General features: G+C 67.5%; 12 protein-coding genes. 2 read left to right on the top strand and 10 right to left on the bottom strand.

What is annotated here, in order from left to right:
• Window positions 1-63: 63 nt before the first annotated feature.
• From H2037_RS04940 to H2037_RS04900, 9 genes are all read right to left on the bottom strand, one after another.
• A complete protein-coding gene (locus H2037_RS04940; protein ID WP_292118500.1) occupies window positions 64-1,233 on the bottom strand; it encodes an acyltransferase in 1,170 nt (389 codons plus the stop codon).
• Window positions 1,233-4,418 (bottom strand): CusA/CzcA family heavy metal efflux RND transporter, encoded by a 3,186-nt coding sequence (locus H2037_RS04935; RefSeq protein WP_292118497.1) that lies wholly within the window; start codon window positions 4,416-4,418, stop codon window positions 1,233-1,235. The genes H2037_RS04940 and H2037_RS04935 overlap by 1 nt, the downstream gene beginning before the upstream one ends.
• A 14-nt stretch (window positions 4,419-4,432) precedes the next feature.
• Window positions 4,433-5,698: an HlyD family efflux transporter periplasmic adaptor subunit gene (locus H2037_RS04930; RefSeq protein ID WP_292118494.1), complete on the bottom strand. Its 1,266-nt coding sequence runs from the start codon at window positions 5,696-5,698 to the stop codon at window positions 4,433-4,435.
• Window positions 5,695-7,014, bottom strand: a complete 1,320-nt coding sequence (locus H2037_RS04925) for a TolC family protein (protein ID WP_292118491.1) — start codon at window positions 7,012-7,014, stop codon at window positions 5,695-5,697. The genes H2037_RS04930 and H2037_RS04925 overlap by 4 nt, the downstream gene beginning before the upstream one ends.
• 59 nt (window positions 7,015-7,073) lie before the next feature.
• Window positions 7,074-7,508: a hypothetical protein gene (locus H2037_RS04920; RefSeq protein WP_292118489.1), complete on the bottom strand. Its 435-nt coding sequence runs from the start codon at window positions 7,506-7,508 to the stop codon at window positions 7,074-7,076.
• 71 nt (window positions 7,509-7,579) lie between these two features.
• Complete coding sequence (gene dmeF, locus H2037_RS04915; RefSeq protein ID WP_292118488.1) at window positions 7,580-8,527, bottom strand: CDF family Co(II)/Ni(II) efflux transporter DmeF; 948 nt, start codon at window positions 8,525-8,527, stop codon at window positions 7,580-7,582.
• The gene (locus tag H2037_RS04910) at window positions 8,524-8,796 is read right to left on the bottom strand and encodes a metal/formaldehyde-sensitive transcriptional repressor (protein WP_292118486.1); all 273 of its coding nucleotides are present in this window, start codon (window positions 8,794-8,796) and stop codon (window positions 8,524-8,526) included. Before H2037_RS04910 ends, dmeF begins: the two co-directional genes overlap by 4 nt.
• 36 nt (window positions 8,797-8,832) lie before the next feature.
• Window positions 8,833-9,018 carry a DUF1289 domain-containing protein gene (locus H2037_RS04905; RefSeq protein WP_292118485.1) on the bottom strand — a complete coding sequence of 62 codons (186 nt, stop codon included), beginning with the start codon at window positions 9,016-9,018 and terminating at the stop codon, window positions 8,833-8,835.
• A gap of 103 nt (window positions 9,019-9,121) precedes the next feature.
• Complete coding sequence (locus H2037_RS04900; protein WP_292118482.1) at window positions 9,122-9,523, bottom strand: hypothetical protein; 402 nt, start codon at window positions 9,521-9,523, stop codon at window positions 9,122-9,124.
• A 214-nt stretch (window positions 9,524-9,737) separates the two neighbouring features.
• On the opposite strand from H2037_RS04900, the gene H2037_RS04895 reads away from it, so the two are divergent.
• Complete coding sequence (locus H2037_RS04895; RefSeq protein ID WP_292118480.1) at window positions 9,738-10,328, top strand: cytochrome b; 591 nt, start codon at window positions 9,738-9,740, stop codon at window positions 10,326-10,328.
• A 107-nt stretch (window positions 10,329-10,435) separates the two neighbouring features.
• The gene (locus H2037_RS04890) at window positions 10,436-11,125 is read left to right on the top strand and encodes an aspartate/glutamate racemase family protein (RefSeq protein ID WP_292118478.1); all 690 of its coding nucleotides are present in this window, start codon (window positions 10,436-10,438) and stop codon (window positions 11,123-11,125) included.
• A 76-nt stretch (window positions 11,126-11,201) separates the two neighbouring features.
• Here H2037_RS04890 and H2037_RS04885 read toward each other — a convergent pair whose 3' ends face one another.
• A complete protein-coding gene (locus tag H2037_RS04885) occupies window positions 11,202-15,167 on the bottom strand; it encodes a hypothetical protein (RefSeq protein WP_292118476.1) in 3,966 nt (1,321 codons plus the stop codon).
• Window positions 15,168-15,205: the final 38 nt, after the last annotated feature.

Genomic DNA, 15,205 nt, shown 5'->3' with positions numbered 1-15,205 from the left:
CGAGAAGCAGCGCCGTCCAGGGGGATCGGAGCCACGACCAGGAGTCGCGGCGCAGGGTAGACGTCATGATTGACCTCTCTCAGGTTTGGGGGAGGGGGTAAGGAAAAGGCTGCGGACCAGGGCGCGCGCCGGACGCTCCCAGAAGGCGTGCAGCGCGAAGGCGCAGGCGACAGTGAGCGCCAGCAGAAGAGCCGCTTCGGACGCGGACATCCGGTAGGTGCTGTCGATGCCGCCCAGCATCGCCATGCCGTTCTTCCAGATGATCAGAAGCGGCAGATGGACGAGGTACAGGGCGTAGGAGGCTTCGCCGGCCTCCAGCAGCAGCGGGTGGTTGAAGACGCTGTCGTCCTCGGCCCGATCCCACAGGGCGAGGCCGAGAATGACGGCGCCCGACATCGCCACGATCAACCGCTCGTCGGCGCTGATCGCCATCAGGCAAAGCAGCGCGGCGAGCGAGCCGATCGCGGCGAGCGTCGCGGTCCGCCGACCGCACCGGATGCGGCTGCCGAGCTGGTAGAGGCCGATCCCGAACAGAAACTCGGGAATGATCCTCAGCACCCCGAGCACCAGTTCGGCGTGGGTCAGCTGATCCTTGAAGACCCAGCGGTAAACGCCGTCGATCAACAGGAACAGGCCGACGGACAGAGCGATCGTCACCCAGGGCCGGCGGCCCGCCTTCAGTCCGATGTAGGCGAACACGGGGAAGGCCAGATAGGCGGCCCATTCAGCGGAAAGCGACCACGACGGCCCGTTCCACTCGTTGGGGACGGTGGCCGGGAACCAGGCGTGGGTCAGGAACAGCGCGGACAGGAAGCCCGGCAGGGAGTAGCTGTCATTCGCGAACGGCTGCCCCAGCGCGATCGCGACGAGGACGATGATCGCCATCACGACCATCATGGCGAGGTGGGCCGGATAGATCCGGGCCAGCCGCGCGATGAGGAAGCGCTTGTGATTGTAGGTCCCGCTCCGCACCTGACGCCCGTAGACGTGGGCCAGGATGAAACCCGACAGGATGAAGAAGAAATCGACCGCGAGGCGCGCGCGTTCGATCAGCGCGATGCCCGTCCCGCCCTCGGGGACCATGTTCAGCTGGTAGTGGAAGAGCACGACGCCGAGGGCGAGCCAGAACCGGATGCCGGTCAGGGCCGGCAGCCGGCTCGGGAAGGCCGGCGCCGACGCGTTGGGGACCGCGTCGGCGCCGCTCCCGCTCTTCCGGGGAAGAGCGGGGCCCATCAGACGCTCCGTTTCCGGAACGGCAGACGATCCATCCACGAGGTGCGGGGCGCGCCGTCCGTGGGGCGCTCACGGCCGTGGACGAGGCTGTAAAGCGCCGGCAGGACCAGCAGGGTCAGGATCGTCGACGAGATGATCCCGCCGATGACGACCGTCGCCAGCGGACGCTGGACCTCGGCGCCGGCTCCGACGTTCACAGCCATCGGGACGAACCCGAGACTGGCCACCAGGGCCGTCATCAGAACCGGCCGAAGCCGGGTCAGGGCGCCTTCGCGGATGGCCTCGGGGACGGGCCTGCCCTGCTGGATCAGCGACCGGATGAAGGTCACCATCACCAGGCCGTTCAGGACGGCCACGCCGGACAGGGCGATGAAGCCGACGCCCGCCGAGATGGAAAGCGGCAGACCCCGCAGGGCCAGGGCCGCGACCCCGCCGGTGAGCGCCAGAGGCACGCCGGAGAAGACGATGGCGCTGTCCTTCACTGAACGGAACAGGGCGAACAGCAGGCCGAAGATCAGCAGCAGGACCGCCGGGACCACCAGCTGCAGACGGTTGGCGGCCGAGATCAGCTGCTCGAACGTCCCGCCGTAGGTGACCCAGTAGCCTTCCGGAAGCTGGACTTCCCGTTCGACCCGCTCGCGGGTCTCGCCGATGAACGAACCGAGATCCCGACCCCGAACATTGGTGGTCACCACGATGCGGCGTTTGCCGTCCTCGCGGCTGATCTGGTTCGGGCCGGTCTCCAGCGCGATCGTGGCGATCTCGCTGAGGGGGACGAACCCGCGCGACACGCCTTCCGCGCCGGGCAGGGGGATCTGCAGCCGGCCGATGGCGTCCGTGTTGCGGCGCAGATCCTCGGGAAGCCGGACGACGATGTCGAAACGGCGGTCGCCCTCGAAGATCTGACCCGCCGTCGTGCCGCCCATGGACGTGGCGATGACGGACTGGACGTCCTCCATGCTGAGGCCGAGGCGGGCGATGGCCGCCCGGTCCGGCGTGATCTGCAGAATCGGGAGGCCGGTGACCTGCTCCGCCTGCGGATCGGCCGAACCGGGGATCCCCGCGACGATTTCCTGGATTTGCGAGCCGAGCTCGACCAGCTGGTCCAGATCATCGCCATGGACCTTGATGGCCACGTCGGCGCGCACCCCCGAAAGGAGTTCGTTGAAACGCATCTGGATGGGCTGGGTGAACTCATAGTTCGAGCCCGGAATGGCGGCGACCGCTTCCTCCATCTCCGCCACGAGCTGCGTCTTCGGCTTGCGGGGGTCCGGCCAGTCCTTGCGATCCTTGAGCAGGACGTAGGTGTCCGCCACGGAGGGCGGCATCGGGTCGGTTGCGACCTCCGCCGTACCGATCTTGGCCACCACGCGCTCGACTTCCGGAAACTGCGCGATGCGGGCTTCCAGAGCCGTCTGCATCTCGATCGCCTGCCCCAGGCTGGTGCCCGGAATACGCAGGGCGTGAAGGGCGATGTCGCCCTCATCCAGATTGGGCACGAACTCCGAACCCATCCGCGATGCGCCGAACAGGGCGAGCGCGACCAGGGCCACGGCGCCGCCCACCATGAGTGTCCGGGTGCGCAGGGCGAAGTCCAGCGCCGGCTGATAGCCGACACGGGCCCAGCGCATCAGGAAGGGATCCTTCTCCTGGACCTTTCCGGTGACGAACATGGCCACCGCGGCGGGCACGAAGGTCAGCGACAACAGCAGGGCGCAGGTCAGGGCGATCACGACGGTGAGCGCCATCGGGTGGAACATCTTCCCTTCCACCCCTTCTAGGGCGAAGATCGGGACATAGACGAGCGTGATGATCAGGATGCCGAAGAGCGACGGCCGGATGACCTCGCTGGACGCCGAGGACGCCAGCTCGAACCGTTCCTCCCGCGTCAGCAGTCGGCCGAGGCGATGCTGGGCCTCCGAGAAGCGGCGCAGGCAGTTCTCGACGATGATGACGGCGCCATCGACGATGAGACCGAAGTCCAGGGCGCCGAGGCTCATCAGATTGCCCGAGACGCCGGTCCTCACCATCCCCGTCATGGTCATCAGCATGGTCACCGGAATGACCGCAGCCGTGATCAGGGCGGCGCGGATGTTCCCGAGCAGCAGGAACAGCACGACGATGACCAGCAGGGCCCCTTCCGCGAGGTTCTTGGCGACCGTCTTGATCGCACGCTCGACGAGATCGGTCCGGTCATAGACGGGGCGCGCGATGACGCCGGCGGGCAGCGCCTTGGCGGCCTCCTCCAGGCGGGCGGAGGCGGCCTGCGCGACCACCCGGCTGTTTTCACCCGCCAGCATCAGGACAGTGGCCAGAACCGTCTCGCGGCCGTCCTCTGTCGCCGCGCCGGTCCGTAGTTCCTCACCGACGCCGACATCCGCGACCTCTGCGATCCGGATCGGAACGCCGCCTCGGGTGGTGATGACAATGTTGGAGAGGTCTTCAGGCGTGGAGGCCTGGCCGGGAACGCGGATCAGCCATTGTTCGCCGTATCGCTCGACATAGCCGGCGCCGACGTTGGCGTTGTTGCGCTCCAGCGCCGACACGACGTCCGCCATGGTGACGCCGAAGGCGGCCAGACGGTCGGGGTTGGGCGTGACGTGATACTGCCGCTCGAAGCCGCCGATGGTGTTGACCTCGGTGACGCCGGGCGTGTTGCGCATCTGCGGACGGATGACCCAGTCCTGCAGCGTGCGCAGATCTTCAGGCGTATAGGCCGTACCGTCGGGCTTGCGGGCGTTGGGCTCGGCCTCGATCGTGTACATGAAGATCTCGCCCAGACCCGTCGCAATGGGGCCGAGCTCGGGCGAAGAGCCCGGCGGCAGTTGGCTGAGGGCGCTTTGCAGACGCTCATTGACCAGCTGTCGGGCGCGGTAGATGTCCGTGCCGTCCTCGAAGACGACGGTCACCTGGCTCAGGCCGTAACGCGAGATCGAGCGCGTGTAGGACAGGCCCGGTATGCCCGCGATGGCGGTCTCGACCGGGAAGGTGATCCGTTGCTCGGCTTCGAGCGGAGAATAGCCAGGAGCCTCGGTGTTGATCTGGACCTGGACGTTGGTGATGTCCGGCGTCGCGTCGATCGGCAGGCGCTGGTAGCTCCAGACGCCGACCACGCAGGCCAGAAAGACGAAGGCGAGGACGACCCAGCGGAAGCGGATCGACGACGCGATGATGCGTTCAAGCATGGTTCGCGCTCCGCCTAGTGGTCGTGGCTCGCGCCGGACTTGTCGATGTCCGCGCGGATCAGGAAGGCGCCGTCAGTGACGTAGGTCGTGCCCGGTTCGATACCGCCCAGAACCTCAGTCCATTCATCGGTCCTGCGACCGAGATCGAGCATGCGCACCTCATAGGTGTCGCCGACCTTGGCGTAGACGACGGTGAAGTCCCGGAAGGGCTGGAGCGCGCGCGTGCGAACGGCCAGCGGCACGTCTCCCGCGCCGATCTGCACCTCTCCGGACACCCCCAGTCCAGGGCGCCAGGCCCCGGCCTGAACGGGCAGATGCACATGCGCCACCAGGGTCTGGCTCAGCACGTCCGCCGCCGGAAGGATCGCTTCGATGGTGGCGGTCGCGCGGTGGTCGCCGGCAAGGCTGCGGACCTCGACCCTCTGGCCCACCCGCACGCGTTCCGCGTCGCGCGGATAGAGGAAGAACTCCGCGTGCAGCTGCGTCGGGTCGCCGATCTCCAGCATCGGCTGGCCGTTGCCCGTGATCTGGCCCGGGTTGGCGTTCTTCACGGTGATCACGCCCGAGATCGGCGCGGTCACGGTGTAGGTCTGCAGGCTCTCGCTTGATTCAACGCGCGCGAGGACCTGGCCGCGGCTCACCCGCTGGCCGAGCTCGACGTTCAGCGAGACGATCCGGCCCGGATAGCGGGCGTGGACCTCGGCCATGCCTTCCGGCTTGATCTCGACCCGGCCGCTCAGCGACAGGGTCTCGCCCAGGGTGGCCCTGCCGACCTGTTCGGTCTTCACGCCCCCGGCTTGAGCCGCGGCGGCGGCGATGGTCGTCCGTCCCTCATAGGACTGGTAGGTCCAGTTCGAGCGGCGGCCCTGATGCGTCGCATTGACGGCGACGTCGAAGGAGTGCGGCTCGGTGACGACGCCCGGGCTGGTGAGGTAGTCATTCTCCGCCGTGAAGGCGAAGCGATCGACGGACGGCCCGAGCCGGGTGAGGGCCATTGCCGCCTGGACCTCTCCGGGGGCGACCGGCTTGTCGTTCAGATACGGATAGAGCCGGAAGATGGGCTCCGGACCGTCCTCATAGATGGTGACCTCAAGGGCGAAGTCGCCGTCCCTGAGCATGCGGCCGTTATGCGGACCGCGCTCATAGTCGGCGGCGGCCGCCGCTTCAGCCTCGGCGCCTTTCTCGGGCGCGGCGCCGCCCTGGCCGCAGGCGGCCAGAAGCAGGGCGAGACTGGAGATCGCCGCCCCGGAGGCGCGGCGGATCGGATAGGTTTTCTTCATGGTTGGATCTCCAGACCGACGAGATCGGCGTGTGCGCCCGTCAGGCGCTCGAGGCGCGCGCGGTCGTTGTGAAATTCTTGCAGGACCGAGACGCGCCGGGCTCGCGCCTGCAGCAGGGCGGTCTGGGCGGACATCACGTCGTTGTAGGTGAAGCCCCCTCTCGCGAAGCCGTCCCGGACCAGCCGCACGGCGCGCTCGGCCTGGGGGATGGTCTCTTCGGAGATCCGTCGGACCTCGCTCGCCCGCGCGGCGAGCTGCACCTGGAGACGGAGAATCTCCCGCTCCCGCTCGGCCGCGAACGCCCGGCTGTCCGCCTGGGCGGCGACCCCTTCGGCGCGAGCGCGGTCGATAGCGCCCTGATTGCGATCATAGCGCTGCAAGGGGATCGAGCCGCCGAACACCAGGGCGACCTCATTGTCCCAGATGTGGCGGACGCCGACCTGTACCGTCGGATCGGCGACGGCGCGCGCTTCCTCGACGCGCACCTGGGCGTCGGCGATGAGGCGCCGTGCGGTGAAGACGGCGAGATCGACCGGGGCCACCGGTCCGGCCTCCAGCCTTGAGGCGGAAGTGTCTTCGAACAGGCTTGAGCCCAGGGTGAAGTCGGATCGACCGCCCCAGAACAGGCTCAGGTTCGCGCGCGTCAGCCGTGCGGTGATCTCGGCCTGGTCGAAATCGATCTGGGCCTGGGCCAGTTCGGCCTCGGCCCGGGCGCCTGCGAACAGCGGGTCGCGTGCGGCGCCGACCCGACGCAGGACCTCCGTAGAGAAGGCCTCGGCAAGGTCCAGACGCTCGCGGGCGATCTCCACCGCAGCTTCGGCCGCGAGGGCTTCGGCCCAGGCGCGCTGAACCTGTTCGAGGCGATCGAGCAGGGCGACCTCGGCTTCGGCGACGACGAGGTCGCCTTCCGCCCGAGCCAGGGCCGTCCGGGCCGGCCGGTCGCCGCCACGCTCGAGGCGTTGCTCGTAGGTGAGCGTGGTCTCCGTACGGTTCAGGATGTCGCCGCCGCCGAGCGTCGGGAGGTTCTCGACCATGAGGCCGAGCGTCGGATTGGGCCGGACGTCAGCCTGGCGAACACCGGCTTCCGCCGCGCGTTGCCGCGCCGCGAGACCCGGCCGGGCAGGATCGGCCTGGGCGGCGAGGGACAGGGCGTCGCGCAAGGTGAGCGTCGCGGGTTGGGCGACAGACGGGGAGGTCGGCGACGTCTGGGCGTACGCCGATGCAGGGGCGAGCGTCGCCCCCAGGGCGAGTGCGAGCACAGACGCAGCTGTGGCGCGCACCCGCCGTCCGGCGAGGCCGGATGCAGGGTGGTTCAAGGAAATTCTCCAAACAGGGCGCGCGCGGCCGCAGCCGCGCAAGATCAACTTTCAGGTGATCAGGCGCGCTGTTTGGGAGGGTCGAGGGGTCTTTCCGGGCGTGTGCCCGCAAGCAGGGCGTCGCGCGCCGGGGTCAGCGCGCCTCCGTCTGTCTTATGCAGAGAGGGCGGGTAGGGCGGGCCAGCGAGCGCCAGGTGGATTTCGCCCCCGCCGGAGTGGTGATGATGCGGTACGACCGGCATCTCGTCCCCGTCGGTCGCTCCGTCGAAAGCGGTCTCGAAGTCCGCGACCGGACCGCCTTCATCGTGGCTGTGCCCATGGTCGTGATCGTGGTCGGGCCCGGAGGCGATGACAGCCACATCCACATAGTCGACGCCGGGAAACTGCACCGCATGTTCGAGCCGGTGCTGGGCGTCGCGCAAGGCAAAGCCCTGCACCGCGACCATCAAGGTCACGGTCAGGCCGATGCAGATCTGGCGCAGAAGACGCAGCAAGTGGTTGTTCCCGAACTCCCCCCCCACTATCGGGAAGGCGATGATTCCTTCAACACGGAAAGTGTCGCACCTCAGGCGGCGAGCGCCTCGGCGGTCTCGATCTCGATCGTGACATGCTTCAGTTCATGCACGGGGACGAGCCGCGCGCGCAGCGCGTCCAGGGTCACGCCCGTTGCGGAGACGCTGATGATCGCTGCGTGGGCGTCGGGACCGATGCGCCAGATGTGCAGGTCGCGGATCGCCGCGTCGCCCGGCGTCTCGATCGCTTCGCGCGTTTCCTCGGCGACATGCTCGTCCGTCCGGTCCAGCAGGACGGCGGCGGTATCGCGCATGAGGCCCCACGACCATTTGGCGATCACCGCGGCGCCCACCAGGCCCATGATCGGGTCCAGCCAGGTCCACCCGAGGTAGCGGCCCGAGAGCAGGGCGATGATGGCGAGCACCGAGGTCAGGGCGTCGGCCAGGACGTGGAGATAGGCGGAGCGCAGGTTGTTGTCGCCGCCATGGCCATGGCCATGGTCGTGGTGGTGATGGTCGTGGTCGCCGTGATGGTGACCGTGGTGGTGGCCGCCCGAAAGAAGCAGGGCGCTCACCACATTCACCGCCAGGCCGATGACCGCGACGATCGCGGCCTCGCCGAAGAGAACCGACGTCGGCTCGAACAGGCGGCGGACCGATTCCACGCCGATGCCGATGGCGAACAGGCCGAGGACGAGCGCCGAAGCGAAGCCCGCCAGATCGCCCACCTTGCCGGTTCCGAAGCTGTAGCGACGATCATGGGCGTGACGCCGCGCATAGGCATAGGCAAGAGCCGCGACGCCCAACGCTCCGGCATGGGTCAGCATGTGGATGCCGTCGGCGAGCAGCGCCATGGACCCCGTCAGCACCCCGGCGACGATTTCGCCGACCATCATCACGGCCGTCAGGATGACCACGATCAAGGTGCGACGGGCGTTCTCGTCGTGGTTCGCGGCCAGGAAGACATGGTCGTGAGCTGCCGGGGCTGGCGGGAAGGTCATTTATAGCGTCCGATGATGGATATCAGCTCGTCAGCGCCCTTGCGGCGCTCGGCTTCGTCAAGATGAGGTGCGGCCACGTGGTGCTCGAGATGCTGAAGGATCAGCGCCTCGACGAGACCGCCGAGGGCGCCGCGAACGGCGGCGGCCTGCTGGAGGACGGCGATGCAATCGACATCCTCATTGATCGCGCGCTCAAGCGCGCTGACCTGACCGTTGATACGGCGGACCCGCGCGAGCAGCTTGGGTTTGTCGGCGGCGATGTGAGCCATGGCGGGAATCCTTGGAGAGACGACGTTCGCGCTTCATTAGTCCGCCGTCGCGGATTTCGCACCCAGCGCGGCCATCCGGCGTGGAAGCTCGCGTTCAACCGCCTTGCGGCGAAACGGGGTGAGCTTGCGCCATTGCGCGACTTCCGGGCGGGTTCGGCCGCATCCGACACACCAGCCGGTCGTGGAATCGAAAACGCAGATGTCGATACAGGGTGTCTTCACTGGAGTGGTCCGCGGTCGAGCCGTCGTGCAGGGGAGGGCGCACAAACTCGACCGCGGCTCATATACTCCCTACCAGTATATTTTCAAGAGCGGGACGGACGGCCTACTGCGGGGTGGTCCGCGACGGCATCGTCCCTTGCGGATGGGCGGCCGGCGCGTCGGAAACGGGCGGATGGCCTTCCGGGAGCGGTGCGGTCGGATGGGCCGCGCCGTGGCCGGCCTGGCCGTGAGCCCCGGCGCCGTGGCTCGCAGGCGCGTTCGCGCTTCCATGCGGAGTGACCGGCGGGTGGCCGGCGGGCAGGGCGGCGCCGGCGGAGCCGTGCGCGCTGACCGGAGGATGCCCGGCCGGCAGGGGCGCGTGGGCGGTGGGAGCAGAACCCGAGCTCGTCGGATGGGCCGGATGGGCCGGGTGGGCCGGCTGAGCGGCAGGCGCGGTCTGGGCGAGCGCCGGCGCCGCGAACAGGACGATGCAGGCAGCGGCGAGCGCCGAAGGGGCGAGTCTCATCGGATAGGTCTCCTTCTGGGCACTGGCGAAATCGGCAGTGACAGATACTCCCATAGAGTATATTTCGGCACGCGCCAGCGTCTGGCGGCGCCTGATTTCGGATTACTCCCTCGGAGTATCTTTTGTCGCAGGGGGCAGCCCCGGGCGCGTCGCCGGGACGGAATCAGCTGAAGTTGACCCCGACGGACCGGGACCATTGAGGAGAGGTGATGTCATGAGCCGCAGCAGGGACACGGACCGTTACTCGAGGATCGCCGCCATCTTCCATTGGGGCGTCGCCATCCTCTTGCTCGTGCAGATCTACGTCGGCTGGACGTTCGGGGACATGGAACGGGGCGCCCTGCGTACCGAGTGGTTCAACTGGCACAAGACCCTCGGTTTCGCGATCCTGTTGCTGACCGTCGGCCGGCTCGTCTGGCGTCTGGTCAACCCGCCCCCGGCCTGGCCGGCGCAGACGCCGACCTGGGAGCGCTGGCTGGCGCGGCTGAACCACGCTGCCTTCTACATCGTCCTGATCGGACTATCCCTCACCGGCTGGGCCTATATCTCGACGGGATCCGGCGCACTCCAGAGCGCGACCACTCCGCTCGTCGGCGGTCTCAGCTTCCCGTTTATCCCGGGACTGCCTCGCGCGGGGCACGCAGCCTTTGAAGACACGCACGTCCTTCTCGTGAAGGTCACCTACGCGCTTCTGATCCTGCATGTGGGTGCGGTCATCAAACACCTTGTCTTCGACCGGGGCGCAATCGCCAGCCGCATGCCGCCGTTCACGCGCCGTGAAGACAGACACAAACCGACGAACTAAACCTGAGGGATCGGCTGCCCGCCGCGGTCGCACTCGCCAGAGCGCGGCGGCAGGGCTGTCACGACGGGTGCAGCGGCCTTTCGGGGCCGGAATAACGGTGCAGGACCATGCGTAGAATCGGCTTGATCGGCGGCATGAGCTTCGAGGGCTCGGCGCTGTACTATCGCAAGATCAACGAGGGGGTGAAGGCGCGGCTCGGGGGGCTGCATTCTGCGGACCTCATCCTTCATTCGGTCGATTTCCAGACCATCGTCGACATGCAGAAGTCCGACCGTTGGGATGACGCGGGGCGCTATCTCGCCAACGCCGCCCAAGGCCTCGAGCGCGCCGGAGTGGATTGCGTCATGATGTGCGCAGTCACGATGCATCTGGTCGCCCCTGCCGTGGAGGCGGCGGTGACTGTCCCCTTCCTTCATATCGTCGATGTGACTGCGGACCGCCTGAAGGCGGCGGGTTGCCGAAAGCCGCTTCTGCTGGCGACGCGCTACACGATGGAGAATGGCTTCTATCCCGCCCGCATGGAGACGCACGGCATCGAGGTCATGACCCCCGACGCCGATGGGCGGGGGCTGACCCATGACATTATCTTCAACGAACTCTGCCTCGGCGTGGTTCGGGACAGCTCACGTCAGGCGCTCCTGGGTCTTGTGGAACGGGCGAAGGCGGACGGCGCCGACAGTCTGATCTTCGGTTGCACCGAGATCGGCATGATCCTGAACGTCGACGGATGTCCGGTCCCGGCCTTCGACAGCACGGATATCCACGCGATGGCGGCCGTGGATTTCGCCCTGGCCTGAACGCCCGCGCCCAGGGCCGCTTGCGTCCGCGGCGTCCTCGTACCGAAACGTGCGGCGCGCCCCACGGCGTCGTCCGCTAGGCAGGTTGGCGCGGCGGGGGGATATCCTTCGGCTTGGGCTCGAAGAATTGGCGCAGGCGTTTCATCACCGCCTCGCGAATTCTGAAGTCGCCCAATGCGTCCATGAGCGTTCGCGGGGCGAGGCCCTGGTCGCTGAAGGCGCCCGTGAGACCGTCTCGGATATCCTGAGGCAGGAGCGCAGCGATCGCATCGTACAGTCCCTCCTCACCCCAGATCGCGCCAAACAGCAGCGGGACCACAAGGGCGGATCGATCCGGATCCATGCGCAGGGTGCGGGCGAGCGTCAGGGTGGCGGCCTTTTCCCCTGTCGCACCGACCGCCAGCGCCATGGAGATGACGACCGGCGCCGCTCGCCCGGCGCGGAGATGCGGCTCGAACCGGGAGGCGCGGACAGCCGACCGGTCGCCGGCGAGGAAGAGGGCCTCGGCGGCGGCCGCGTGCAGGCCGGGACGTCCGACCTCAAGCGCCAGGTCCGCCAGTCGGTCGCGTCCCGCGATGTCGCCCTGCTTGGCCACGGCCAGCAGGAGTGCGTTGCGCAGATCGGGGTCGCTGGTGGCAGCAGCCCGCGCCATCAGGGTGTCGATGGCATCGGCGAAAAGCGGAGCCTGGTCGCGGAGCAGCTCCGCCGCCCCGGTCGCGATGGGGTAGCTCGCCTCGTCGCCGTAGTAGATTTCCGCACGGGCCCAGGTGTCCGAGGTCAGACCGATGAGCGTCGGTTGGTGGCTGGCGTCAGGCTTGGTCTTGAGGATCTCGACAAGCGCCTCACGCACCCCGCTCCCCTTGTCATGCGCCAGCGCCAGGATGTGGGCGGGCAGGGGTGCGGCGAGACCGTCGGCGATCGTTCGCAGCGCGTCGCGGCGCACGGCGGCGAACCGGTGTTTCAGCCCGCCCTCGACAATGTCCGTCAGACCCTGCGCGATTGCGATCGCAATCGCGGCCCTGGCGCGCTGAATATCCTCACTTTCATCACCGGCGGTCGCGAGCAGGCTTTCGACATAGGTCCGGACCGGACGCCCGGCCGCCGCAAGGAGACGCGCCCGCGCCAGCTGCAGATCGGGACTTGCGGCGGCGTCGAGCGCTTCCAGCTGAGCGACTTCCGCCAGCGACAGCGCGTAGGACGCTTCATCGAGGACCGCCTGCGCCAACGCTCCGTAGGGCTCGACATGGCCCGGGGCGTCCGCCGCGAACACGGCCACCTCCGATTTCAGGTCGTAGCCGTTCGCCAGTGCGCGCAGATCCGTCATCGCCCGCAGGACTCCCTGAAGGTCGCCGGCCGCGGCCATGGCCTGGAGCCACGCCCGGCCGTTCGACGGTTGATGCACGATCATGGTCTTCAGGACGGCGTGGCGCGTGTCCTCGGCCAGCCCGGGCGTCTTCAGGTAGTCTTCAAGGCGGGACCCCAGGTCGGCCGACCACTTCTTGCGCGCCAGATCCCAGAAACGCGCGTCGTGGCGATGCCCGCGCGCGGCGTCGGCGATCCCCACCATTTCGCCCGGTTGCGGCACGACGCCGTCGGCGCCCAGGACCTGGATCCAGCCCCAGAGCAACTCCGGCGATTGGGTACGGGCGACGATGGCGCTCCAGCCGGACCGCAGGCGCAAACCCGCGACATAGAGCTGGATGAAGCTGTCCGCCGTGTCGCCGTCGTCATGATGCATGTCGGCGAGATGTTCGGCATAACCCTCGCTGTGCTCGCCGTTGAGGATTTCCAGCCAAACCGTGTCGTCGTCATCGCGCAGGCTGATGTTCACCGCGATCGCGGCGTCCACCACCGGCTCGAACCCGGCGAAGTCGACCAGCGCCCCCGTCCCGACCGCACGAGCGTTGAAGTCGTACCCAAAGCCGACCATGCGCAAGGCTGCGTCGCGGAATGCATCGGTCTGGGCTCCGGCCATTACCGCGATGCGGGCCGCGAAATCATCGGGGAAGTGGTCGTTTGTGCGCGCGAGCGTCTCCCGGACGAAGCGCGCCGCGACGATCGCCACATCCGGATCGGCGGCCGTGCGCGCCGCGTCGGTCGGGCTGATCGGCGTTTCCAACCAGTTTTGCAGCGTACCGAAGGTGTCGCCGCGAGCGCCGACCCAGCCCGCGAAAAGCGTGATCGTGTCGTCAGGCGAACCGACATCGGCCGCCAGCTTGAGATCGGCCTCAAGCGTGTCGGACGGGGTGATAAGACGACGCCGGACGAACGCGTCGAGCGTGGCCTGGGAGTCGGGGCTCACGGTCACCTTGACGCGATCGTTCCTGGCGCCCTGGACGAGGCGTGCGGCCGCCTCGCGGCCCCAGTCCGCGTCGCTGTCACCATCGATGGCGACAAGCACATCAACCATGCTTCCCAGAAGGCGTGCCGCACGTCCGCTGTGGCCCTTAAGGATGCGCTCCAGCCCGGCCTCGACGCGCGGGTGGTAGTAGCTGAGCACGTCGTTCGGCTGACGCAGGTTTCGCCCCGCGGCCATGAAGCGGATCAGCGGAACGATCTTGTCCTCGAGCTCTTGGTCCTTTTCGCCGATGGCTTCGGCGAGTCGAGGGACCACCTCCCAGGACAGACGCGGTAGCGCTTTCAGCAGGCCCCACACGGCGATCGCCGGAAATGCGTCGTCCCGCGCTTCGACCTGGTCGACGATCGTGTTCTCGATCGCGTCGTAGTGGGCAAGGTCTATGCAGCGGTGAATGAAGGTCGGCAGGTTCGCGTCAGGCGACATTTCGCCTGCGAGCCCGTCAAAGAATTTCTGGATCTCGTACGGACTCACGAGCCGCTTCAGGACCACGTCGCGATGCGCGTCGACCGGGGCCTTCAAGACCTCGGGCAGCAGCCTGACCTGGTTGTCGAACAAACGGAAGCGCTCGCGTTGGCCATAATGCCGGGTCTCCAGTGAGACGAACCAATGGGCGGCCAGCCGCTCGCCACTCTCCTTAAAGACATCGGATCGGGTGGTGACGATGAACTGACGGTCGGCGTGCGCCCCGTTCAGCATGCGATCGAGGTCGCGGTTCCACACGCCTTGCTCAGGATGATAGCGGTACTTGCCCCACGGATCCTCGATCATGAAGACGACCCGGCCCGTCTCTTTCGAGTTCCAGACCTGTTCGGGTCCGGCCGTCACGCGGATCACCTTGAACGCACCGTCCGGTCGGCTGCGAAGTTCATCGAGCAGAACTTCAGCGGCCATCGTTTTCCCGGTGCCCGAGCTGCCGCTGATGATGACGCCGTGGCGGGTCGCCAGCTGGTTCTGCAAGTCGCCCCAGTTCGTCGGCTTGACGAACAGTCCGACCTCTGGGGCCGTCGCCAGATAGCCCCCGAAGGCGGTGATGGTCTTTTCCACGGCGTTTCGGGTCCAGACGCTGGGTCCGTTCCGCATGTGTTCAAGGGCGACGGTCCGCAGTTCCTTGATGCAGTCGACGATGTTGGGCAGCGGGACCTTGCAGGTCGTCAGCAGAACATCGCGGATCTGGCCATCGAGTTTCGTCTCATCGAGGCCGTCGAGCACCGCAACCCGTCCGTCCAGGCCTGGCAGCCTTGATCCAATGCCCTTCGGCAGCTTGGCCGGCCAGTTCGCCGCGACCGCACCGGTCCGCAGATCACGCGCGACCCCCTTTGTGGCAGCACTGGTGATCAGCAGATATCGGAGGGCCGTGTTCTCCGTCAGGAGCGTGTTGGGGGACTTCCGCGCCTTGCCCTTCGTGAGAAGCGTTTCGATATCGGTATCGGACCAAGGCTCCCCGTTGCGCAGCTTGGCCTGGACGACGAGGGGGTATCCCCCGATGGAGAGGCTGGTTGCGGCCGAGACCTGGGTTTCGTCCTTCAGATCGGCGGCGAGGTCTTCATGGTTGGCCGGCTCGAGCGTGATTTCGTCGAGCCGCTTCTGGACCAGCATGAGATCAAGCGCGAGGTAGATGGAGATGTCGACCTGATAGTCGTATCCGGCCAGGCCCGCCGGCGCGCTCGTCGTCTTCTCGTTCATGGCCCAGCCCTGTTTTCCGAACCGGAGCATGTATGGAG

The sequence above is a fragment of the Brevundimonas sp. genome (assembly GCF_013912065.1).
Lineage (GTDB): Bacteria > Pseudomonadota > Alphaproteobacteria > Caulobacterales > Caulobacteraceae > Brevundimonas.
Note: the sequence above shows the minus strand (reverse complement) of the source record. Positions and strands in the feature narration are given on the sequence as shown.